20 protein-coding genes and 1 riboswitch are annotated in these 23,455 nt (G+C 46.5%); of the genes, 7 read left to right on the forward strand and 13 right to left on the reverse strand.

The features are described 5' to 3' along the window. Window positions 1–4 precede the first annotated feature (4 nt). Together I2B62_RS08255 and I2B62_RS08260 are read left to right on the forward strand one after the other, a co-directional pair. Window positions 5–1,780: an ABC transporter ATP-binding protein gene (locus I2B62_RS08255; RefSeq protein WP_195268498.1), complete on the forward strand. Its 1,776-nt coding sequence runs from the start codon at window positions 5–7 to the stop codon at window positions 1,778–1,780. Next, window positions 1,773–3,521: an ABC transporter ATP-binding protein gene (locus I2B62_RS08260; RefSeq protein WP_195268499.1), complete on the forward strand. Its 1,749-nt coding sequence runs from the start codon at window positions 1,773–1,775 to the stop codon at window positions 3,519–3,521. The genes I2B62_RS08255 and I2B62_RS08260 overlap by 8 nt, the downstream gene beginning before the upstream one ends. A 211-nt stretch (window positions 3,522–3,732) precedes the next feature. Here I2B62_RS08260 and I2B62_RS08265 read toward each other — a convergent pair whose 3' ends face one another. From I2B62_RS08265 to I2B62_RS08275, 3 genes are read right to left on the reverse strand one after another with little or no spacing between them, the layout of a single operon-like run. Further along, window positions 3,733–5,313 carry an ABC transporter permease subunit gene (locus I2B62_RS08265; protein ID WP_195268500.1) on the reverse strand — a complete coding sequence of 527 codons (1,581 nt, stop codon included), beginning with the start codon at window positions 5,311–5,313 and terminating at the stop codon, window positions 3,733–3,735. Window positions 5,314–5,326: 13 nt separating this feature from the next. Next, window positions 5,327–6,091 carry an ABC transporter ATP-binding protein gene (locus tag I2B62_RS08270; protein ID WP_195268501.1) on the reverse strand — a complete coding sequence of 255 codons (765 nt, stop codon included), beginning with the start codon at window positions 6,089–6,091 and terminating at the stop codon, window positions 5,327–5,329. Window position 6,092: 1 nt separating this feature from the next. After that, window positions 6,093–7,082, reverse strand: coding sequence for an extracellular solute-binding protein (locus I2B62_RS08275; RefSeq protein ID WP_195268502.1), 990 nt, complete (start codon window positions 7,080–7,082; stop codon window positions 6,093–6,095). A gap of 301 nt (window positions 7,083–7,383) precedes the next feature. Between I2B62_RS08275 and I2B62_RS08280 the strand changes: the two genes are divergently transcribed. Beyond that, window positions 7,384–8,769 (forward strand): sigma 54-interacting transcriptional regulator, encoded by a 1,386-nt coding sequence (locus I2B62_RS08280; protein ID WP_195268503.1) that lies wholly within the window; start codon window positions 7,384–7,386, stop codon window positions 8,767–8,769. A gap of 38 nt (window positions 8,770–8,807) precedes the next feature. Here I2B62_RS08280 and I2B62_RS08285 read toward each other — a convergent pair whose 3' ends face one another. The 7 genes from I2B62_RS08285 to I2B62_RS08315 all read right to left on the reverse strand — a co-directional run bounded on the left by I2B62_RS08285 (window position 8,808) and on the right by I2B62_RS08315 (window position 16,677). Next, a complete protein-coding gene (locus tag I2B62_RS08285) occupies window positions 8,808–10,259 on the reverse strand; it encodes a trimethylamine methyltransferase family protein (protein ID WP_195268504.1) in 1,452 nt (483 codons plus the stop codon). Between the two features lie 37 nt (window positions 10,260–10,296). Next, complete coding sequence (locus tag I2B62_RS08290) at window positions 10,297–11,553, reverse strand: MFS transporter (RefSeq protein ID WP_195268505.1); 1,257 nt, start codon at window positions 11,551–11,553, stop codon at window positions 10,297–10,299. A 277-nt stretch (window positions 11,554–11,830) separates the two neighbouring features. After that, window positions 11,831–12,622 (reverse strand): XdhC/CoxI family protein, encoded by a 792-nt coding sequence (locus I2B62_RS08295; RefSeq protein ID WP_195268506.1) that lies wholly within the window; start codon window positions 12,620–12,622, stop codon window positions 11,831–11,833. A gap of 14 nt (window positions 12,623–12,636) precedes the next feature. After that, window positions 12,637–13,413: an ABC transporter ATP-binding protein gene (locus I2B62_RS08300; protein WP_195268507.1), complete on the reverse strand. Its 777-nt coding sequence runs from the start codon at window positions 13,411–13,413 to the stop codon at window positions 12,637–12,639. Beyond that, a complete protein-coding gene (locus I2B62_RS08305; protein WP_195268508.1) occupies window positions 13,413–14,450 on the reverse strand; it encodes an iron ABC transporter permease in 1,038 nt (345 codons plus the stop codon). The genes I2B62_RS08300 and I2B62_RS08305 overlap by 1 nt, the downstream gene beginning before the upstream one ends. A 34-nt stretch (window positions 14,451–14,484) precedes the next feature. Continuing rightward, window positions 14,485–15,522, reverse strand: a complete 1,038-nt coding sequence (locus I2B62_RS08310; protein ID WP_195268509.1) for an ABC transporter substrate-binding protein — start codon at window positions 15,520–15,522, stop codon at window positions 14,485–14,487. Beyond that, window positions 15,513–15,648: riboswitch (molybdenum cofactor riboswitch) on the reverse strand. It overlaps the preceding gene by 10 nt. Before the next feature lie 117 nt (window positions 15,649–15,765). Beyond that, the gene (locus I2B62_RS08315) at window positions 15,766–16,677 is read right to left on the reverse strand and encodes an exopolyphosphatase (RefSeq protein WP_195268510.1); all 912 of its coding nucleotides are present in this window, start codon (window positions 16,675–16,677) and stop codon (window positions 15,766–15,768) included. A gap of 241 nt (window positions 16,678–16,918) precedes the next feature. On the opposite strand from I2B62_RS08315, the gene gpmA reads away from it, so the two are divergent. The 3 genes from gpmA (at window position 16,919) to I2B62_RS08330 (ending at window position 19,733) form a co-directional block, all read left to right on the forward strand. Further along, window positions 16,919–17,662, forward strand: coding sequence for a 2,3-diphosphoglycerate-dependent phosphoglycerate mutase (gene gpmA, locus I2B62_RS08320; protein WP_195268511.1), 744 nt, complete (start codon window positions 16,919–16,921; stop codon window positions 17,660–17,662). A gap of 173 nt (window positions 17,663–17,835) precedes the next feature. After that, on the forward strand, window positions 17,836–19,140 hold the full coding sequence (locus I2B62_RS08325; protein ID WP_195268512.1) for an ATP-binding protein: 1,305 nt from the start codon (window positions 17,836–17,838) through the stop codon (window positions 19,138–19,140). Between the two features lie 35 nt (window positions 19,141–19,175). Beyond that, window positions 19,176–19,733, forward strand: coding sequence for a nitroreductase family protein (locus I2B62_RS08330; RefSeq protein WP_195268513.1), 558 nt, complete (start codon window positions 19,176–19,178; stop codon window positions 19,731–19,733). 59 nt (window positions 19,734–19,792) lie between these two features. On the opposite strand, the gene I2B62_RS08335 is transcribed toward I2B62_RS08330, so the two are convergent. Then, complete coding sequence (locus I2B62_RS08335; RefSeq protein ID WP_195268514.1) at window positions 19,793–20,470, reverse strand: isoprenylcysteine carboxylmethyltransferase family protein; 678 nt, start codon at window positions 20,468–20,470, stop codon at window positions 19,793–19,795. Window positions 20,471–20,637: 167 nt separating this feature from the next. On the opposite strand from I2B62_RS08335, the gene I2B62_RS08340 reads away from it, so the two are divergent. Continuing rightward, on the forward strand, window positions 20,638–21,366 hold the full coding sequence (locus I2B62_RS08340) for an NAD-dependent protein deacylase (RefSeq protein ID WP_195268515.1): 729 nt from the start codon (window positions 20,638–20,640) through the stop codon (window positions 21,364–21,366). A gap of 22 nt (window positions 21,367–21,388) precedes the next feature. Here I2B62_RS08340 and I2B62_RS08345 read toward each other — a convergent pair whose 3' ends face one another. Both I2B62_RS08345 and I2B62_RS08350 read right to left on the reverse strand, forming a co-directional pair. Next, window positions 21,389–22,318 carry a DMT family transporter gene (locus tag I2B62_RS08345; RefSeq protein ID WP_195268516.1) on the reverse strand — a complete coding sequence of 310 codons (930 nt, stop codon included), beginning with the start codon at window positions 22,316–22,318 and terminating at the stop codon, window positions 21,389–21,391. Further along, entirely contained in the window at window positions 22,308–23,168 is an 861-nt protein-coding gene (locus I2B62_RS08350) for an AraC family transcriptional regulator (protein WP_195268517.1), read from the reverse strand. Before I2B62_RS08350 ends, I2B62_RS08345 begins: the two co-directional genes overlap by 11 nt. Between the last annotated feature and the right edge of the window lie 287 nt (window positions 23,169–23,455).

A 23,455-nucleotide genomic window follows, 5' to 3' on the forward strand; every position in this document is an offset into this window, starting at 1 on the left:
AAGCATGAAGAAAAAAGGAACCTTTCAGAGTATCTTTTCGTTTGCGGCTGAGTGCAGGAAAAAGATGCTTTTGTCTGTGATCTGCGCTGTGGTAAGCGTGCTGGGTGGGCTGGTGCCTTATCTCGGCGTTTATCAGATAATCCTGCTGTTTTTTAAGGGGACGCCCGAAGTTAGGAGTATCCTGTCCTGGGCGGCGGTGTGCGTGGCGGGGTATATCGTAAAGCTGGTGTTTTACGGTATTTCAACAACCTTTTCCCACATGTCGGCGTACCAGATTTTGGAGAGCATACGCCTGGCACTGACCGATAAGCTGATGCGCGCGCCCCTCGGAACGGTTTTATCCAGAACAGCCGGCGGTCTTAAAAGTATTTTTGTCGATAGGGTAGAAACCATTGAGCTTCCGTTGGGCCACCTGATTCCAGAGGGGATTTCAAATCTGCTGCTGCCAGTCTGTGTGTTTATTTATATGATCAGCATTGACTGGCGTATTGCCTTGGCATCGCTGGCCTGCATCCCGCCCGGAGTGCTGGTCTATGCCGTCATGATGCGCAGCTACAACAGCCAGTACGCGAGATTTATGGAATCCAGCCGCCATGTCAACAGTGTGATTGTGGAGTATGTTGAGGGGATACAGGTCATCAAAGCCTTTAACCAGTCCTCAAGCTCCTATGAGAAATTCACCAGAGCAGTGGGAGATTTTAAGGACTTTACCCTTGACTGGTTCCGATCAACCTGGGGTCTCATGAATCTGGGAAACGCTATTCTGCCCAGCACCCTGCTTGGCATCCTGCCGGTGGGGATGCTTCTGTATATTTACGGAGCTCTCACACCTGCGGAACTGACCCTGTGCATGATTCTCTCCATGAGTATCGTGGGGCCGGTAAGCTGGTTCACCACAGCGGTTAATGATTTTAAATCTATCCAGTATGCCATTAACGATGTCAATCAGCTGATGGAGCTTCCAGAGCTCACGGAAGAGAAGAAAAATGTCGGTTTGAAAAACTACACGGTTTCGCTGAAGGATGTGAGCTTTGCCTACAACGACAGAGATGGCGATGTGCTGAAAAATATCAGCCTGTTCCTGCCGCAGGGCAGCTTTACCGCGCTGGTAGGTCCCTCTGGCGGTGGGAAATCCACGGTCGCCCGGTTGATTGCCCGGTTTTGGGATGTGGGGGATGGAAGTATCACCATTGGCGGTGTTGATATCAGAAAAATTCCGTTGCCCCAGCTTGCGGATACGGTGAGCTTTGTCACTCAGGATAATTTTTTGTTTAACTGCTCACTGCTTGAAAACATCCGTCTCGGCAAACCGTCAGCCACAGACGAGGAGGTTTTTGAGGCGGCCAGAGCGGCGCAGTGCGAGCACTTTGTCAGTCGTCTGGAAAAGGGCTGGAGCACAACCGCGGGAGAAGCCGGCAAAAAGCTTTCCGGCGGCGAACGCCAGCGCATTGCCATTGCCAGGGCTATTTTAAAGAATGCTCCAGTGGTTATCCTCGACGAGGCCACAGCCTTTACAGACCCCGAGAATGAGGCACAGCTGCAACGTTCCATCGCGGCACTGACAGAGGGAAAAACCCTGCTTGTTATCGCGCACCGGCTGTCAACCATTCAGAACGCCGACAGAATTGTCGTCTTGGAAAAAGGACAGATTACTGCCGAGGGCACGCAGCAGGAGCTTTTGGAAGGTTGCGCCCTGTACCGGGATATGTGGCAAGCCCATGTCGGCGCGAGGCGGTGGGCAGCCGGAAAAGAGATGAAAGGAGGAGTGACAGATGTTTAAAACCATCAGACATATTATCAAATGGACCGGCGGCCGTAAAAAACGTTTATATTGGGGGTTTCTCTGGTCCTTTTTACAGAGCATCTTTACAGCAATGCCCGTTATCGGCGCTGCCTATGCGCTGGAGCTCATGCTGGAGGACCAGCGGGGAGAGATTGCTCTGACGCCGATATGGGCGCTTTGGTTTCTTATCTTTATGATTGGGATGATTTTTGGGAGGTTTCTGTTTTCATATCTTAAGGCGACTTTTCAGGAAAGCATCGCTTATGAAAAAACCGCTGAGGAACGTATCCGGATCGGTGATATTCTAAAAAGAGTTTCCCTTGGCTTTTTTGACCGCAATAATACAGGAGAGCTTGCCGGGGCGGTGACCACGGACCTGTCAGTTTTAGAGATGTATGCCATGAAGATGACCGATGTGGTAGTGGGTGGCTACATCAGCGCGCTGGCCATTATTCTCTGCCTGGCTTTTTATTCCTGGCAAATCGCCCTGATTGCAGTGGCTGGTATTCTGGGCTCTGCCTTTTTCCTGAGAATGCTGAGCCGCAGGAGCCGGGTAAACGCGGCTGTGCACCAGGAGGCCCAGAATGATCTCATCGCGGCAACGCTGGAGTACATAAGAGGTCTGGCAGTGGTAAAGGCCTATGGTCAGGAAGGCGTTTCGACAGAGGGAATGAAACGGGCCTGTGGGGAACACCGGCGCATCAATGTGAAGATTGAGTTGGACTACATTCCCTGCAACTGCCTTCATCAGTTTTGTTTGAAACTTGCGTCGGTGGCAGTGGCAGCAGCGGCAGCTGTTTTTACCGCAGAGGGCGCCATGACTGTACCAGTCTTTTTGATGTTTGCGGTCTTCTCTTTTATGATTTTTACGCATGTCGAGCAAATTAATAATGCGGCTCATACCATGGAGCTGATCGAGTCGACCTTTGAAAAGCTGGACAAAATTGAGAAGGCAAAATTCATCGATGAAAACGGGAGGGATATAAAGCCGGATAATTTTAATATCGCCTTTAAAAATGTGAGCTTTGGTTATGACAGCCGCCCGGTTCTGGAAAATGTGAGCTTTGCTATTCCCGAAAAAACAACCACGGCCATTGTGGGACCCTCCGGCAGCGGCAAAACCACGGTATGCAGCCTGCTGGCCCGTTTTTACGATGTGGACAGCGGGGCTGTTACCATCGGGAGCACGGATATCCGGGAGCTGACCTGTGACAGCCTGCTCTCAAACATCGGCATGGTGTTCCAGAACGTTTACCTGTTTCACGATACCATTTTAAATAACATCCGTTTTGGCAACCCCGGAGCAGATATGGAGGCAGTCATAAAGGCCGCGAAGGAGGCCCGGTGCCATGAATTTATCACGGCAATGCCCGATGGCTACAATACACTGGTGGGTGAGGGCGGCTCGTCGCTGTCCGGCGGCGAAAAGCAGAGAATATCCATTGCCCGGGCCATTTTGAAGGACGCGCCGATCGTAATCCTGGACGAGGCCACTGCCAGCGTTGACCCGGAAAATGAGCACTTTATACAGGAAGCAATCTCATCCCTGACGAATGGAAAGACCATCATCGTTATCGCCCACCGTCTGGCAACCATTGAACGCGCTGACCAGATACTCGTTGTGGATAACGGAAGGATCGCCCAGCGCGGAACCCACGCGCAGCTTATCCAGGAAAAGGGAATTTACAGGCAGTTTGTCGATATTCGGGAAGCGGCCGAGGGCTGGAGGATCGCCTGAATAAAAGCCGCAGTCTTAAAGATGGCTTAAGGGCAGCCACCACTTCACATAACCGTCACATTGCCGGTTTATACTATAGTTAAGTTAAGAAATTAACTTACTAATCTCTAACGGGCTGTATGAGATTAAAACAAAAACTTTTTCATTTCTTTTCCTTTTTATAAAAACCCCTTCATGGAGTAATGGACATGAAGGGGTTTTTATTTTGTATTCAGTTCAGATACTTTTGCCATTTTGAGGAGACAAAGCTGGTGAGCGCTTTCAGAATAAGGTTGCTCACAAGAATGATCAAAGAGACAAAAGCAGCACATTCAAAGAGCCGCTGTCCCTCAAAGACAGGGATCATCAATGCCAGAGGCATATTGTCAACCGTGCTCAGGAACGAAATGGCAGAGATGGTGATCATACCGTTGATAAAATAATAAGTAAACATCTCAAGCAGTGTGCTGAAGGTGGAAGGCAGCAGCACATCCCGGATCATCCGGTGCTTTGGAATATTCAGTGTCATGGCGATATCCTCAAAATTTGGATTCAGCTTGAGCAGAGCGTTGTGCGCCATGAGATAGGGCGAGGAGAAGAAGTGAATGGTGTTGACAAGGACAAGGATCATGAGTGTCCCGTAAAGGATACTGCCGCTGAAAAGTGTGACATATCCAAGGCCGAGCACAATACCAGGTACAGCGACTGTTACCAGGGAGATAAGATGCAGGCATCTTGAGGTAAAGGTCTGTTTTCCTCTGGAGGTAAAATAGGCCACAATAAAGGCAATGGCAGTCCCGACAAGCGCTGTGAGCAGGGACATGACAATGGCGTTGAAAAAGTATTCGCCTGCGCCCAGCTGAAGCGTCTGTAAAATACTGTCAAAGGAAAGGGACAGATCAACCGGATATTTTTTAACAATAGATAAAAAGACAAAAGCGATGATCGGCAGGTTAAATAAAACTGCGGTCAGAATACAAAATCCGGCGGCGCAGCGGTCGCGCACTGGTGAAGCCTTGATCTTAAGCCTGACACTGTTGGTACCGCTCTGGCTGTCCCGGCTGAAAAAGTCGATGATAAAAGCCAGAATGGCCGGTAGAAGCAGGATAATCCCTACCACAGCGCCGTTGGAAAAATTGAGCAGGCCCAGAACCTCGCGGTACATATAGGTCGAAAGCACACGGTACTTGCCGCCAACTGCCAGTGGGACGCCATAGTCGGTAAAAATCATGGTAAATACAGCAAAAAAGGCAGAGATTAACGGCTTTTTGAGGTAAACCAGAGTGAGGTCTGTGAATTGGCGAAGCTTGGAAACGCCCATGACCTGCGCTGCTTCGTACAAGGCGCCATCCTCATATTTAAAGACATCCATAAGCATCAGAAAGGCAATGGGAAAGGTGTAGAGCACCGAGCCGATTACAATGCCGGAGAAGCCGTAAAGGTTAAAGCTGGTGTGCAGCAGGTTTGTAATGATCCCCTTTGCGCCAAAGAGAATGACCAGCCCCATACCGTGCGAAATGGAGGGAATGAGCATTGGCAGGGTCAAGGCCGGGATCAGGATGGTTTTAAAGGGCATGGCGGTTTTCGCCACACACCAGGAGAGCGCAAGAGCCAGCAGGATCGAGATGAGCGTCGCGGTGGCAGTCACCAGAACAGACCGCAGGATAACCTCCCCAAAAACCGGCGTGAACAGCAGGTTTTGAATACTTTCTATGGTGATGGTGGCAAACATATTAAACAGGGGAAGGATCAGGGTAACGAAAAAGAACACGACGAATAGAAGCCTCAGCGATTTAGATTTTACCCATTTCATGGCAGCTCCTCCTTTATTTTCCTGTGAAACGCCGGAACGCGGCCAGCTTTTCCATCAGGTGAAAGACGACAAATTCTTCAATATAAGCGTTGCCGGGGTGATGGTAAATGTTAAAAGGCGTATCCAGCTGCTCGATGGTCCCATTACTCATAACCATAATGCGGTTCGACATGGAGAAGGCCTCCTCCTGGTCATGGGTGATATAGATCATCGTCACACCAAACTCTCGCTGGATGCGCTCCAGCTCAAAACGAAGTGTCAAACGGGTAGAGGCGTCGAGAGCGGACATCGGTTCATCAAATAAAATAATATCTGGATTTAACGCGAGGGTGCGCGCGATGGCCACACGCTGCTGCTGACCGCCAGAAAGCTTGCTGGGCCTTTTATCCAGATGGTCGGACAGACCGATGCTGTCAATGGCAGCGCGGGCGCGTTCAAGGGCTTCCTTTTTGGGAAACTTGTTGATTTTAAGGGGATAGGCCACATTTTCCAGAACAGTCATGTTTGGAAATAGGGCATAATTCTGAAAAACAATGCCCATGCCCCGTTTGTCAGCGCTTAAATGTGAGATATCCACGCCGTCTTTTATAATGCAGCCCTCATCCTGGTCGGTAATGCCGATCAGAATCCGAAGCAGCGTTGTTTTACCGCAGCCCGAGGGGCCCAGGATGGACAGAAACTCGCCTGAGTAAACCTCAAAGCTGATATTATTCAGGATTGTCTTGCCGTTGTAGGACTTGTGTATATTTTTAAGGGTAAGTTTAACCGTTTGGTTCATGTCAGTACCTCCAGCGTTTTAACAGATTTTCTTTGTGTTTGATGTCATTGATGTCCGTCATGTCACCGTAGACAATGTTTTGCGGGTAATTGGGGATCGTGATGGTCTGGTTTTTGAAGATGGGTTCAGGGGAGAAAAGCTCCTTGTCTCTGTAAATAAAATGGTTATACAGATAGCTGAATACTGCCGCCACATCTTCCGGGTGATCCCGGTCCTTCAGCATGGCAAAGGATGAGGTGTTGTAGGGGGAGCCCTCGTCAAAATAGATGATTTTAAAGGGCATACCGTTGTTGATCTCCTGGACAACGGTAAAGGTAAGGCCCAAGCCAATAGCAGCTTCCCCCTGGATCAGCAGGTTGACCGGCCCGGAGCCGGAGGCAGTAAAGAAAATAACGTTTTCGACCAGCTTATCGAGATAGTCGAAGGCCTCGTCCTCGCCCATAAAGTTTACCATGTTTTCAAGAAAGAGGTAACCGGTGCCTGTGGATTTGGGATCAGGCATGACGATCAGGTTTTTATACTCGGGCTTGAGCAGGTCCTCATAACAGGTGGGCTCAGGCAGTCCTTTCTCGGCAAGAAGTGCCTCGCTGACGACAATACAGCCGCCGTAGCGTTCCCAAATAGCATATTCCCGGCCCGGTATTTTAAACTCGTCCAGATACTGGCTGTCATCATATCCAGCCAGAGGCTCGAGATAGTTCTTAAGGCTTTCGGAATAAGCTGTATCCAGTCCAATGATGATATCGCCTTCCGATTTCGTACCCTCGGCTTTGAGCTTTGAGGCGACTTTGCCAGTGGACAGGCTCTGGACATTGACAGTGATATGGGGGAGGTCCTTTTGAAGCTGTTCAATCATGTCCTGGTTTCTGAAGGACTCAAGACAAGAATAGATAACCACGCGGTGGCTGTCTCTTTTGGCACAGCTGCAGAGATTAAAGATAAGGACAGCGGCACTGAGTAAAAGAATGATGGCAGATGATTTTTGTTTCATATGAAGAACCTCCTTTTTATTATTTATATATGCAATATTAATGCCACAAGTCGAAATAATCAAGAAAAACGCTGTATTATTTTTAAATTTACGAAAAATAGAATAATAAGGCTGTTTATATTGTTTTAAAGGGGGGATTCTCTTAGAAAATAATTTTTACTTGAAAAAATTTGTTTCAAATTTGAAAAGGGCAGTTCAAATCTGACTCGAAATCGGTTATAATAGGCAGAGAAAACGATTGTAATTTTGAAGTTAGTTGTAATAATTAACAAATTACAAAAAAGTGCGAATGGGGAGAATAATGACAGAATTAGGTTATAGCAAAGAATATCAGTCTTATTTAGACAGTCTGACAAAGGAAACGCTGCTTAAAATTTTGGAGAATGCTTACACAGAGGTTTTTGTGACAGATGCCGATGACCAGTACGTCTACACTAATCCGGCCTGTATGCGTCACTATGGCTTGACGCCGGAGCAGATGAAGAACATGAACCTTCAGAGTGAGCTGAGGCCTGAACGGTGGAAAATATCCCTGTCAGGCCGGGTGAAAAAGTCGAAAAAGGTCATCATTGCAGAAAACAAGTATTATGCCATGGAACAAAGCGTGGTTACCATCTCTGTTCCGATTCTCGATGAAGATGGAAACGTGGAGATGATCGTGTCAACGACTCAGGACCCCATTAACAGCTATGATTTCAGCATTAAGAATGAGGTTAAAACCATCGTGTCAGAGGAAGAGGACTCTGGAGAGATCATCGGTTCCAGCAAAGCCATCAAGCGCTGTCTGTCTATTTTACAAAAGGTGTCCAAAACTGATATCAACGTTCTTATTTTGGGCGAATCAGGGACAGGCAAAAGCTTTTTGTCGAAATATGTTCATACCAACAGCCTGCGCAGGGACAAGCCCTTTATTTCGATCAACTGCTCGGCGATCCCGGAGACTTTGCTGGAATCTGAGCTGTTCGGCTATGTCCCTCACGCTTTTACCGGCGCCAGTAATAAGGGGAAGGAAGGGTTGATCAAAATCGCCAACGGCGGAACGCTTTTTCTGGATGAGATTGGGGAACTCTCCCTGCCCATGCAGGTCAAGATACTGGATGTTATCGAAAATAAGCGTTTCATTCCTGTGGGGAGCACCACCCCGGAGCATGCGGATATCCGAATCATCACCGCTACCAATAAGGATCTGTATCAGCTGGTTCAGGATAATAAATTCAGGGAGGACCTTTATTGGCGTTTGAACAGCATTAAGACGACCCTTCCGCCTCTGCGGGAGCGGCCAGAGGATATTATCTCCCTGGCAAACTATTTTTTGAACGTGTTTAATGAAAAGTATAAAACCAACAAATATTTTTCTAAAAAGGTGCCCCCGCTTCTGTGCGGGTACCATTGGCCGGGCAATATCCGTCAGCTTCGTAACCTGGTAGAAAGGCTTGTGATCCTGTCCGATGGCAAGGTTATCGAGGACTATGATTTTCAGCGTTTTACCTCAGAGGAGGAATCAGGCTCGAAGAAAATTGTAACCTCTGATTACGAGTCAGTAATGGAGGAGGCAGAGCGCAAGCTGGTGGAAAACAGTTATCTTTTTTACAAGAGCAGCCGGAAGATGGCAGAGGCCTTAAACATCAGCCAGTCCAAGGCTTACCGTCTTATCCGCAAATATGTATATGACGAGAAGGAAGAATAGGAAAAGGAGATGCACCGTCGGATGCATCTCCTTTTTGCTTAAAGGTCATATTTATAAGGATCAGGAAGGTATTCGTTCAGAATTTCTTTTTGTTTCTTGGTTGTCTCAGGGAGCTCGTACTCATCTACGCGGCGTTGTACTTCCTTTTTAGCACGGTCCAGGGCTGTTCCGAATTTTTCACGGTCGGCCAGCTTGTCACCCTGTTTATTAAAATACTTCGGCAGATAGTGTTCTTCACGGTAATCCTTAGGCGTTCTGCCCTTGAGATAATTGCCCCGCGGGCCGACTTTAAGCATCAGGTCGACGCCGTCCTTTTTGTCGGAGATAGCGATACCTTCGTAGAGGCGTTTTAGCATGGAGACGACCTCTTCGTCCAGCATCAGTTTTTCAAAGCTGCCGAGATTAAAGGAACCAAGAGTACCGACAGAGTGAGAAACAAAGTCTGCATTACCCAGATAGGTGGGTAAGAGGGTCATCATGGTTTCTGCACCTGCCTGGTAGTCGACGGTAAGGGAGTCAGAAAGTCCGCCACCAGCACCCACCGGTACGCCATAGTAACGGGCCATGGCGATCCCGGCAAAACCGAGGAGGGTATTTTCAGGGCTGCCGATTGCCAGCTTGACCTCACGCATATCGGTCGGTGAGCTTAAAGTACGGTAAATGGTCGGTGTTCCAGGCTTTACAAGCTGTGTAAAGACCATGGCTGCCAGCAATGTCGCATTATCCTGCACAACGGTTCCCATAATGCTTGGCGGAGAGGTCAGATTGGTCATGGAACAAACCGTGAACTGTACAATCTGATCCTCATCCAGCATCGCCAGCATATTTTCCAGAACCTCACTGCCGACAGAGAGGGGAGAAATACAGCAGTGGTCGGTCAGAATAATATTTTTATCCCAGACATCATAAAACTTTTTAATGAGCTGTATTGAATCACGGGTACCCTGGCGGATACTTTTACCCCGAGTATGGTTACTGTTGACAATGGTTCCGTAAACAGGCTTGGTGTTGTATTTTAGCAACAGAGCCTGCTGAGGGTTAAAAAGATTTTCGGAGCTTCGGTCGAGATCCGCAGTATCAGAGGATACGATACGGGTCACGTCGATGATATCGCTGGATTCAATGAGTTTGTAAAATTTGATGACGTCCTCAAGAGTGGAGTCACGGATTGTATCATCCTCGTGAACCAGCTGCGGAGGACCGCCGGCAGTGGTGATAACCGGTGCACCGTCCACAGAAATGGTGGAAAAGCCCGCACGGCCATGAAGCTCAAAGCTCTTGGGTACGGTTTGCAACGCATTATTAATGATATCTTCATCGAGATAGACAATGGAGTTTTCAACACGTGCGCCGTGTTTTTTAAAGACATCCAGCACTTCCTCATGCTTGAACTCAACACCGACTTCTTTTAAAACCCGAAGGGTACTCTCGTGGATTTTTTCAACATCTTCCAAACTCAGAAACAGATCATAAGCATTTTTGCGTAACATTTTTCTACCTCACTTTTATTATAATTTTAATTGAAAGCTAAAGAGCCTGCTGCATATTCTTTTTCTGGATCATCCGTCTTAAGATAATGCTGATCAAAAGGCCGACCGTCACAATACCGAGAACGAGCATAAAGATGTAGCTGTAGCCTGCCTCGCCGTATTTATCTAGCATATTGCCGCCGATCAGATAGAAGAAAGCATCGGGTGAAAAGGCAACAGCTGAGACGATACCAACGATGGTGCCGTAATACTTGTTCGGGATTCTGGCCTCTGTGATGGGGGTATACCAGCAGGGGACAGACAGATTATAGATCGCTGCAACCATGAGCAGCAGAACAACTGCGATAATGGCAAAGGAGGGGCTGCCCGGCAGCAGCAGTGTGATACCAATAACGATGATACCGAGGATGAAGTCAACAGTCATCACTTTGGTAGCGGATTTCATTTTATCGATAAAAATACCTGATATGGGGTTCATGATAATGCGCACGCCGTAAGATCTGAAAATGGCGATAAAGTTCATCATAACAACCGGAATGGCAAAGGAGTCAGTCAGGTAAGGTGTAAAATAGGAGGCGCTGCATTTAAAGGTGTAGGAGCAGCAGCCCATTAAAGCAATTAACCAGACCTCCGGCATTTTCACAACGTCGCCCAGATATTTCAACTGGAACTTTTCATCCTGATCTTCTTCGGTCAGGTAGGTATCCCGTTTTTCATTATAGAAGAACAGAAGAACAATACCAGGCACGATATTGAAGAAAGCGTACAGGTAAAGCATGTAACGGAAGGCTTCGACATCGCCGGTTGCAGAAAGTCCTGCATAAATGCCGGAGGCAATAAAACCAAGGGTCATTCCGAGCAGCCCGTTGAAGGCAAACATGAAACCATACATTTTTCCCTGTTCGTGTTCCTCACCGATAGTATGGGTAAATTTTACGAAAGCACCGTAAAAAGTACAGACAACTGTTACAGCAAAGCCCATCTGGATGGCCAGCATGATGGGATAGCTGGGCAGAGTCGCCATAAGCAGGATCAGGGCCCCGGTTCCAAAGCTTGAGATGAGCAGCAGTGGCTTGAGCGGAAAACGGTCGGAGAGAATACCGGCGATAATATACATAAAGACTGCAATAATGCCAAAAACCGTGATCAGCATCCCAAGCTGCCCGTCGGTATAGTCGAGGGCCCCCTGCATGGCTTTGTAATAGTAAGTTGAAAACCAGGGCATGACGTTTTGGGAAGAGTAAAGCATTCCCATAAAGAACATGAGAATATAACGTTTTTTCTTAAGGTCCATTGTTTCATTTCCTTTCTAAAAAGTGTTTCAGATCTCTGATGCCAATATGTTAATGCAAGATGCGTGCCATGAAATGTATTATAATATAAAATTATGAAAATACGGGCTGTTAAAGGTGGTTTTGAAAGTGAATAGAAAATAAAAAGGTATAAATTACAAAAAATAACAGAAAATGAGTCTGAAATGAATCGGATTTTCACAAAAAGAACTCAAATTAGAAATAGCAAAAAATAAAAAAACGGAGGCAAAACAACCTCCGGTAAATAACGCATACAAATCATAAATCCTTCAGATGTACGCCGCTTCGCTTATATTTGACAGCGAGCATTTCAGCAACGATCGAAATGGCAATTTCCTCAGGTGTTTCTCCGCCAATATCCATGCCAATGGGGGCATAGACGGCTTCCAGTTGGTCGTTGCTAAAGCCTTCTGATCGAAGCTTTTCATAGACCGCCGCGATTTTTTTACGGCTGCCGATCATCCCGAGATAGGCGGCCTTTTTAGTTAAAGCTGCCGCCAGAGCCTCTTTATCGAAACGGTGTCCATAGGTAGTAATGACGATAAATGCACCTGCCGGAACGGGCAGCGACATAACGCCCTCGTAAAATTCTGTGACCGGGACATAGGTATCCGCCAAAGCGATCGCCTCGCCGATCTGGTCTTCACCGCGGGTATCAACCAGGGTGATATCAAATCCGGCCAGGCGAGCTGTTTTCATCAGGGCGGTGCCCACATGGCCAGCGCCGCAGAGCAGCAGACGCGGCCTTGGGTTTTCAACCTCGATAAATACAGAGAAGTCGCCACCGCAGACCATACCATTTTCGCTGTTCAGAACATAATCCTTAACGGCGTTTTCACCATAGCGGATACATGCCTGAGCGTCCTGTATGGCCAGCAGCTCCGAACTGCCGCCGCCAATGGTGCCAATGCTGTTGCCGTCAGCAGTTACCAGCATTTTGCCGCTTTTTCTTGGAACTGCGCCGTCTGCACGGATAATGGTTATTATCGCGTAGGGACGTCCGGCTTCCTCCAACTTAAGCTGTTCTTCCAGTAATTTCTTTGGATTCATGGTAAACCTCCATTTTATAGTTTTGGTGCAAAGCAGACTCGGCGGCCGACAGAGGTGATATCCTCAAGCCGAAGGTCTATGCCGTAAAGATGATTGAGAAAGGGCTCTGTCAATACCTCCCTGCAATCACCAAAGGTAAAGGTACCGTCCCGTTCCAGGACAGCCAGCTGGTCGCCCAGAAGCAGGGCATGGTCGGGATTGTGTGTGGTCAGCGCGATACCATAGCCCTGAGAAGCCATTGAGCGGATGGTCTTGAGCACTTGAATCTGATTGCCGTAGTCCAGATGAGCGGTGGGCTCATCCATCAGGATAAAGGCAGGCTTTTGGGCCAGGGCACGCGCAATGCTGACCTGCTGGCGTTCGCCGCCGCTGATTTCATTGTAGGGCTTATCCTTGAGAGCCACAATGCCCATTTTTTCCAAAGCAGCCATGGCAGCGTCAAAATGGACTTGTTTTGGCCGTTCAAAGGTACCGATATGCGGGGCACAGCCCGTCACCACATAGTCCAGAACGGAGTAGGAAAAAGTAGGAACAATGATCTGCGGAACATAGCCAATAATTTTTGCAACCTCCCGATGGGAAAGGCGATCCATATTTTTTCCATCAATTAAAATATTTCCCTTCAAGGGCTTAAAAAGCCCGGCAATACAGTTGAGAAGCGTCGTCTTTCCCGCACCGTTTGGCCCGAGGATAGAGATCACCCGGCCTGAAGAAAGGGTAAAGCCAATATTTTTCAACAACGGAGCAGAATCAGAATAAGAAAAAGACAGGTTTTCAATTTGTATTTTCATCAGCTCACCTTTGCTTTCTGCCGGTATAAAAGCCAGGCAAAGAAGGGGGCACCGATGAGGCCTGTCAAAACAGAAAGCGGTATTTCCAGAGAGGTAGCTGTGCGGGCAATGGTGTCGATGAGAAGCAGGAAAATACTGCCCATCAGCATGGTTACTGGAAGGGATTTGATATGGTCAGAGCCTGCCAGCATCCTTGCAAGATGTGGCATAATCAGCCCGATCCAGGCAATGGTTCCGCTGATGCAGACCGCGCTGGCAGTCAACAGGCTGGCGATTAGAATAATGATCCATCGGATTTTTTTTACATTGACACCAAGGCTCTGCGCTTCAATATCACCAAAAGAAAGAATATTGATCCGAAAGGAGAGACTCAGCAAAATAAAAGCACCAATCGCAAAAACGGGCAGTACAGAAAGAATTTCATTAACCTTTATGGCAGCCAGACTGCCCATCTGCCAGAAAACAATGGCGGCAAGGTCTGTGTCGTTTTCGGAGGTAAATTTCATAAGCCCAAGAATCGAATCCATAAAGCCACTGGTGATGATACCGGCCAGCACTAAAACAAGGTTGGACTGGTTGCGCAGAAGCTTGGGAAAGGTCATGGTCATGAGCATGGCGATGATGCCGAAAGCAAAGGCAGACACCTGACGCGCAAGCATGCCGCCGCCCAGCAGGATTGCCAGCGCAGCGCCTACACAGGCACCTTTGGACACACCAAGTAAATCCGGCGATACCAGTGGGTTTTTGAAAATGCCCTGATAAACGGCGCCGCAAAGTGAAAGCACCGCACCGATGCTGACCGCGGCAATGACACGGGGCAGCCGAATGACAAAAAAGACGTTTTCCATGGCCAGATTCCCGGGCTCGCCCGTGATTTTGGTCTGGAGGGCATGAAGCATATCCTGGGGGTTTACCGTGTAGCGCCCTACGCAGCAGGCAATAACCATGAGCAAGAGCAATATGGCGGTTAATACAAAAATGAGATGTCGATGTTTTGTGTTCTTCATAGTGGATAAAATGAAAGGGCCGGCAGGCATTCATTGAGCCTGCCAGCCCGCAAGTCCTCAGCGCTTATTGAAGCCCAAGCTGTTCCTTGGTAAAGCTTTTGCCATAGACCATCTGATAGAAGGCATCGACATCCTTCATAAAATCATCAGAACTATAAAGATCGCCGTGAAGGTTATTTGCTGCCCAGCAGACACCGAGAACAGAGGAGGCCGTCGGGTAATCCCACGGTTCCAGTGCAGACGGAAAAACATAAACGGCTTTGTCCTGAACAGCCTTAATACTGCTCCAGGCCGGATCATTCAGAATATCATCCACTTTATATTTGGCGTAGGAAGGTATCCAGATGATATCTGGATTCCAGCCAACGATCTGCTCAATGCTGACATCGGCAAATTCGCCCTTCTTATCCAGACCGCTGACTGCGTTGCTTCCGCCGGCTTTTTCGATAATATAGGTCTGAATCATGGCATCAGGGGCGACGGTCAACTGGCTGGTACCGCCTAAGAACAGGATAGACGGCTTTTCAGAAGCCGAGCCTACCTTCTTGTTGACATCGGTGATTTTATCATTAATAAAAGAAGTGATTTCTTCGGCGCGGTTGTCTTCTCCCAATGCCTTACCGACGATTTTTAAGGAATTTGTGACGGTATCAAAGCTTTCGTCGTTAGGAAGTGCAACGATGGCCGGAACATTTACTTCGGCGAACTGGTCAGCTTGACCGGCAAAACGTTCAGGCAGAATCGCAAGGTCTGCACCTAACTCCATAACCGTCTCCATATTGATATCCTTACTCTTGCCGATCTGTGGAAGATCATCGTATCCGTCAATAACCTGCTCATACAGGCCCCGGGCCATGTCCTTGTTGCCAAAGCCGGCGATATACTTGCCGCCGCCAATGACAACTGCGGTGTTTAAGGATGGGTTATGTGTCCCAACGACCTTGGTCGCCGGCGCAGGAAGGGTGACCTCTCGCCCGATGGCGTCTGTGACTTTGATTTCACCAGAGGTTTTATCGGCCGATGTATCCTGCTTCGGGCTGCAGGCAGTCACGCTTAAAATTAATGTAAGGGCCAGAATCATACATAACAGTTTTTTTCTCATTTTTTCCTCCTTTTCAAGTACGGAAGGCACAGTCGTTTCCAGCAGTACCCTATTGTGGTAAAACCGTGAACAGATGATTTTGGGAAGCCTGTTTTTAGGACAATACCATCAGAGACTTTTCATAAATTCATTATAGCACGGTTTGATAACGTTTTAAAGGAGAAAAACAACAGGATGAATGAATAGAAAATAAAACCCCGCTTTCACTGAGGAGAGTGGGGTTTTGTGGATAGTCCGTTTTTACTAAGGATTTACAAGTTCGTCCAATAATTTGGGAAGCTTTTCTTGAATTTCTTCATCCTTAAACTGGCAGGTACCGACAGCCTTGTGACCGCCGCCGCCATATTTAAGCATTAAGCTGCCAACGTCAATACAGGAGGTCCGGTTTAAGACTGAGTAACCAACGGCTACCGAGCAGCCCAGCCCCCCCTTACCGCTGACAATCCAGGCTGAGATGTTCTGTTCTGGGTACATACTGTAAATAAGAAAGCGATTCCCGGTATAAATCGGGTCTACACCACGCAGGTCGGAGATAATGACATCACCTTCGGTATGGGTATATTTTTCAATCATTTTCTTAAATTTGGCAGTTTGTTCAAAATAAATTTCGATACGTTCCTGAACATCCGGAAGATTCAAAATCTCATTTGTGGACATGGTCCGGCAGGCGTCGATCAGCTTTTCCATCAGCTGATAGTTGGAGATGGTAAAATTGCGCCAGCGTCCCAGACCTGTTCTGGGATCCATCAGAAAACCGATTAATATCCAGCCTTCTGGGTTTTGAATTTCATCAATGGTTAAATTGCCAGAATCCACTTTATCGACAGCGGCCAGCATTTCGTTGAAATGTGAAAAACGTTCCTCTCCGCCGTAGTATTCGTAAATAATTCTCGCACAGGATGGTGTGATACGGCTTTCGCCTTTATATTTTCCAGTGAGCTGATTACGCTCAAATTCGCTGGAATGGTGGTCAAACCATAGGCCACAGCCCTCTACAAAGGGGACGTTTGCCAGACAGTCATCTTCGTTAACCTCTACCAGACCATCCTGCAAGTCTTTAGGATGGGCGAATTTCCAATGATCAATGATTCCGGCTTCCTTGAGCAGCGCGCCGCAGACAAGGCCGTCGAAGTCAGAACGGGTAATTAATCTCATAATGTTTGCTCTCCCTTTTTTAGATATTATAATCATCAAAACAGATGGTTTATTGCCTGTATGACAATTATAGTTGATAACAGCAAGGACTTCAACTTGATTCTAAAGTAAAATTTAGATAAAGATGGGAATGAATCCTTGTTGTGAAAAGTATGGGTACAAAAAAGAACCGTTTTTGAAAAATATGCAATTTCCAGAGATTTTTGGGTATGAATACTTAAAAGAACAGGAGATGATAAAGATGAAGCTTGTACTTTTAAGACATGGTGAAAGTGAATGGAACCGACTGAACCTGTTTACAGGGTGGACGGATGTAATTTTATCGAATAAAGGGATCAAAGAAGCCGCTGACGCGGGAAATATGCTCAAAGGAAAGGGCTATGATTTTGATATCTGCTATACCTCTTTTTTGAAGAGGGCTGTGGATACCTTAAATGTGGTTCTGGATACAATGGATCGGGCATGGCTGCCGGTTATTAAGGACTGGAAGCTTAACGAACGCCATTATGGTGCGTTACAGGGGCTTAATAAGGCAGAAACGGCTGAAAAATACGGAGAGGAACAGGTCAAAATTTGGCGGCGTTCCTTTGATGTCCGTCCTCCAGAGCTGGAGCCGGAGGACCCGAGAAATCCACAGTTGCAGGAACAGTACCGAAATGTGGAGAAAAGTGAGCTGCCCCTGGCAGAAAGCCTTAAGGATACCATTGCCCGTGTGATCCCATATTATGAAAAAGTGATTAAGAAGGATATGCAGGAGGGCAGACGTGTTCTGCTGGTTGCGCACGGCAACTCGATCCGGGCTCTGGTTAAGTATTTTGAAGGACTGTCAGAGGATGAGATCATGGGCGTCAACATTCCAACGGGTATTCCTCTGGTTTATGAATTTGACGATGACTTTAATATGACAGACCACTATTATCTGGGGGATCAGTCCATCATTGAAACACGGATGAAGAAAGTAGCCGAGCAGGGTAAGGCAAAATAAAGAAAAACGGCGATACCATTCGCCGTTTTTTTGATGGATTAAAGCGATGCTGTTTTTAACAGGATATAAACAGCATCGTCATTTTAAGGACTGGTTGAACTCAGTGAGGGGTCAACTTTGCATCTTGTGTCTTTTTCCGATATAATAGTAGCAAAAGTGGGGAGGAAACAGATATGAATGCATTCAGTTTATGGAAAATCATTATCACTGCGCCATTCGGCATTGTTTATTTCCTGCTTTTATCAAATTGGCGTTTTTCAAGAACAAAAACTTTTCTGATTACCGGAGCTGGAATTCTTGCGGTAATCATTCTTGATATCTTATTGGAACTCAGGCTTCCTGAAAGCATAAGCGATCTGGAATTTCGACTGCTTCACATTGTGATCGCCATTGGTTTTAATATACTTCTGTCACGCTATAATGATGCGAGAACCTTTTTCTCATTTCTTATGTCCTGTAGCTTTGTGGCCATTCAGGATTTGTTTTGCGGGATTTTGGCATCATATTTGCCCGATGTCGCCGGAGAGCTTCTGAGCCAGGTGGTGGTATTCTTTATACTGGCGCTGGTTATTATAAGGTTTATCCGGAAACCACTCCTCGAGACATTGGAGCAGTTGCAAACCGGCTGGATACGTTTATCGCTGATTCCGATCTGTCTGCTGCTTTCATTTTTAAACATAGCTTCTTATCCGGCACCGCTAAATGAGCGCCCTGAGAGTATTCCGGCGGCCATTGGTCTTTGTGTTGCCATTGTTTTATACAATGGAACAATCTATACAATCCTTAAGCAGCAGAGCAGCTATTTTGAGAGCACAAGGGAGCTTTCCTCCATGCAGCTTCAGATGACATCATTGAAAAAGCATATGCAGGCCATTGCCGAGAGCGAGGAGAATCTTAGGATTTTCCAGCATGATCTTCGCCATCTTACCACCGCGCTAACCGCGTGTATTAAGACACACAGTGATGATGAGGCGCTGGCTATTTTAGCCTCCATGAACAATACCATTGAAAAGATAAGCCGGCCAGCAGTCTGTTATTGCGAGGATGAGGTGTTGAACGCAGTGCTGTCAGTTTATGGACAGATGGCTGAAAATGTGGGCATAACAGTTAGCATAAGGGTTAATCTTCCTGAAAAACTGTCCATCAGCGTAGAAGAGCTGTCGCTGGTTTTTGCCAATGGTATCGAAAATGCCATCAATGCCTGTAATCAGATGAACAGCGCCGACGCGCGCAGAATCTCAGTTGTATGTTCACGTGTGGGGTCACAGCTGTTTATTGAAATTACCAATACTTACACAGGCGAGATTATGTTTAATGCTGAAACCGGATATCCGGAAACCATAGTGAAAGACCACGGCTTTGGAACACAGAGCATCTCGATTTTTGCCAGACGATACGGTGGTTTGCTGAGGTATAAAGCGGAGGATGGTATGTTTTCAATGCGGCTTATTTTGCCGGTTTGTGAGGATAAAAGCTGAATAATGCTTTAGTCAATTATTAAAAGGGGTAAATAATGAAGAAAAACGAAACATTACAGACAATTTTAAAGCGGAGAAGTATCCGAAGCTACCTGGCAGATCCGGTTGATGAGGAGACGCTTAAGGACATTCTTGAAGCCGGGATGTATGCACCCAATGCGGGAGGCCAGAGCTGGCACTTCACCGTGATTCAAAACAAAAAAATGCTCAACCGGATGAGTAAGCTGGCAAAGGAAACGGCCAGACAGCTTGGCGGCCACCTGGCAGATTTAGGAAATGATCCTGATTTTAATTGCCTTTATGGTGCGCCTGCCCTGATTGTGGTATCAAGCTCTGAGGAAAATGTGGGCTTGGACTATGACTGCTCTGCCGCCATGGAAAATATGCTTCTGGCCGCAGAGTCATTGGAAATCGGAAGCTGCTGGATTTATTTTGTTTTATTGGCCTTTTTCTCACAGGAGGGTGTGCTGCTGAAAAAAGAGCTAAAGATACCTGAGGGATATAAACCATCTACCGCAGCGGTTTTTGGGCATAAAGCTGAGGCAGCCGAGCCGGCAGCCCGCAAACAAGATTTAGTCACCTGGATTTTTTGAATTGTTGATAAAGCCTGCATGCAGACACATTTGCGATGGCCTGCCTGCAGGCTTTATGCTTACCAGATATAAGGGATCAAGCGGTATTTTACCTGGCGGGCATAGCTTGAATAGCCAGGAAAAGAAGCCATCAAGGATTGATCCTCATAATAAGTCCGGAGGATGAGAAGAAGAATAATTAAAGCGGACATAATGCCTGTGGCCCATCCGAAAATCATCGCGACTGTGACGGCCCAGAAAATCATAAAAAGATAGCCTGGATGCCGTACAAAACGATAGGGACCGCTGGAACAGACAGTGGGCTGGGTATCCTTAAGCATGGGAGTATCCGATTCATAATACTTGTTTGAGAGCAGCGCCCAAGACATCAGCAGATTGGCGATAAGGCTGAGGATAAGCCCCGCAGCTATCACAGGCTGGGGCACCAAAGACCAGTGAAAACGGATTTCCAGCCCGGCGATAATGTAGATGCCATAAAAAGCCAGAGGACTGCAAAAATTACGCAGGGTGATATCTGCTCCGGCTGCCTTTTCAGCGCCTTTTTCTGGAAAAGACAGCGCATCTGGATTGCGGTGTAACAAAACAGCCAGCGTAGCGGCCATGACCGTCAGATACAGAATAAAATAAATCCAGCCCCGCAGGCAGTTCAGAGTTCCGGCAGCGATTAAGAAACAGGACAGACTCAGTATTTTTTGAAGCATTGCCAGAGCGGCAAAGCCAATGGTTTGTTTTTTCATCGGGCAATCTCCTGATAGAAATGTTTAAACTTTTAAAATGCTGTTATTATACCATACCGAGTAAAGCTTATATAGTGGTGAAGGCTGATTTTATAACTTGTTTAGCTGAAATGATTAATTTTAAGTGAAAAAATGTGGTATACTAAAAATAAAAGGAGGTTTTAGCGATGGAACAAATTGGTCGATTACAAAAAATTATTGATGAGAGCAAAAGCATTGTTTTTTTTGGCGGAGCTGGCGTTTCAACTGAAAGTGGAATTCCTGATTTTCGCAGCAGTAACGGTCTTTACATGCAAGAGTATCGTTATCCGCCTGAACAGGTTGTGAGCCACAGCTTTTTTGAAAATCATACAGAAGCCTTTTATGATTTTTACAAAAATAAAATGATGTTTCTGGATGCTAAGCCAAACGCTGCCCATATGAAGCTGGCAGAGCTTGAAAAATGCGGCAGGCTAAAGGCAGTGGTGACACAGAATATTGACGGCCTGCACCAGGCCGCGGGCAGCCAGGCAGTTTATGAGCTGCATGGCAGTATTCACCGCAATTTTTGCCAGAAGTGTGGAAAATTTTTTGATGCTGCCTATGTTAAAAACACTGAGAGTATTCCGAAATGTGACGCTTGCGGAGGCAGAATCAAGCCAGATGTGGTACTCTACGAGGAGGCGCTTGACTCTGAGACCATTCAAAGGGCAGTGCAGGCAATCAGCGAGGCAGATACCCTGATTATCGGAGGAACCTCTTTAGTCGTTTATCCGGCAGCAGGTTTTATTGATTATTTCAGAGGAAAAAGTCTGGTGGTTATCAATAAGGATGCCACCGCCAGAGAATCAGATGCCACATTGACAATCCATGACGCCATTGGAAAAGTTATGGAGCAGATTAAAGCTGAGTGTTAGAATGAAAAAAGGAGCTGCGCGGTTAGCCGCGCAGCTCCTCTTTTTTATTTAATGATTTTTGACGTTTGAGACTAAGCCGGCTTTCTGAAAGGAACAGCCCTGCGATGGTCAGCACAATACCTAAAATTGCCGGCAGGGTAACATGCTCGTGCAGAATAATCACAGAGGTGACCACGGTAATGACAGGCACCATATAAATATACACGCTGGTTTTAACCGGACCCAGGAGCTTTACCGCCAGATTCCAGGTAACAAAGCAAAGCGCTGATGCGCCAAAGCCCAAAAATAATATATTGGCCAGATTTTTGAATTCAGTAAAAACTGAAAAATCCAGGTGAAAACCAAAAACAAACAGAGCGGGAATCATAAAAAGCAGGCCATAAAAAAAGATTCTTCGGGTGGTTTGGATGGTTCCGTAACCAAAGGTGCTGATCTTTTTAGTAAAGGTTGAGTATCCGGCCCAGACAACAGCGGCGGCAATGGCCAGCAGATCGCCGGCTGGATTAAGCTGTACCGTGCTGTCACCGCGAAAGCTGATAAGGCAAATACCTGTAATTGCGACAACAAATCCAATAAAGAACCGCAGGCCAGGCTTTTCTCCATGGAGGAAAAAATAGTCAAACAGTGCAGTAAAAAAGGGTGCAATGGCAATGATTACCCCAACGTTTGCTGCCAGCGTAAAGGTAAGGGCAAAATTTTCCAAAAGAAAATAGAGTGTGACGCCCAGAAGGCCGGCAGCCATGAAATAGAACTCCTGCTTTCGGCTGTTTAGCTTCAGATTTCTGGGAGCAACCAGCCATAATACCAGATAGCCAAGAAAAAAACGGTAAAAAAGAATTTCAACGGGTGTGAGTACCCGCAGAAGTACTTTTGTGGCAATAAAGGTGGTTCCCCAGATGATAATGGTAAAAAAGGCGGCAATGTGCCCAATGGACGCACTTTTAGTATTCATTGGAAGATACCTCCTTCTCTGAATCCTTTTGTGGTTGGAAAATTTTTTGGTATTGCCGTGGAGTCAAACCAATAAAATCCTTGAAAAAGCGTGAAAAATGACTCTGATCCGAAAAACCGGTCATGGCCGCAGTATCAATGGCCGGGATACCCTGCTCCAGCAGTTTTTTAGCCCGCTCAATACGAATGGACTGGAGATAACGATATGGAGAGACACCAACCTGTTTTGTGAACAGCAGCAGAAAATATGACTTACTGAGCCCGGCTAGAGCTGTTAAGTCATCTAACGAGATGTTGTCCGAAAAATGGTCTTCCATATAGGTACAAACAGTTTTAATTTTATTGTCTGGCTCGATCATATTGCTCTGTTCAAAAGGAGAACTGTATTCGCGGAATAGCTGTTCTAAAAGCAGAAAGAAAGCCTCATCCTTTTCAAAACGTGATGACAGCTCAACGATGCCTGTGTAAAGGTCATTCAGAGCGGTTATAATATCACTTTGATAGACGACATTTTGGGTGAAAAATGGGGTATAGGACTGGCCGGTGATTTCACGGGCGGCGCTTTGCATAACCTCAATGGGGATATTAACCGCTCTGTAATCCAGAATTTCTCCGTTTCTTGGAGAGCAGCGATGGCTGTCTCGTGGGTTGAAAAGTATCAAATCTCCGGCACTCAGATCATATTCCTGATCTTTACACCATAAATGACGGCGCCCGCCTTCCACAAAACCGATAACGTAATAATCATGAAAATGGTTGGGAAAAGGCTGGACAATTCCAGTTAAGTGGTATGCTTCAATTTTTAGATCTGTATCATAATAAACATGTCTTTGTTCTTGTTCGAATGTCATGTAGTCTCCTCACTTTCTGGTTTTATTTTAACAGAAGTGCCAACCTGTGTCTTGTATGATCTTCCAGATGATGTGTGAAAATTTAATCAAAGAATTGAATGACTCTATATAGTGTTTTCGGTCATAAGAAATGGATTGCACACAAGTTGTAATGGTGCTATAATAAGAATGGTTTATATTTCATGAAAAGTTTTAAACTAGAATTCATGACAACCAAGCAATTTTTTAAACTGTATTATATTAAGTGATTAAATACCTTAATATGAAAGGTTTGAACTGAGCTGAAA

The sequence above is a fragment of the Eubacterium sp. 1001713B170207_170306_E7 genome (assembly GCF_015547515.1).
In the GTDB taxonomy this organism is placed as follows: Bacteria; Bacillota; Clostridia; order Eubacteriales; family Eubacteriaceae; genus Eubacterium.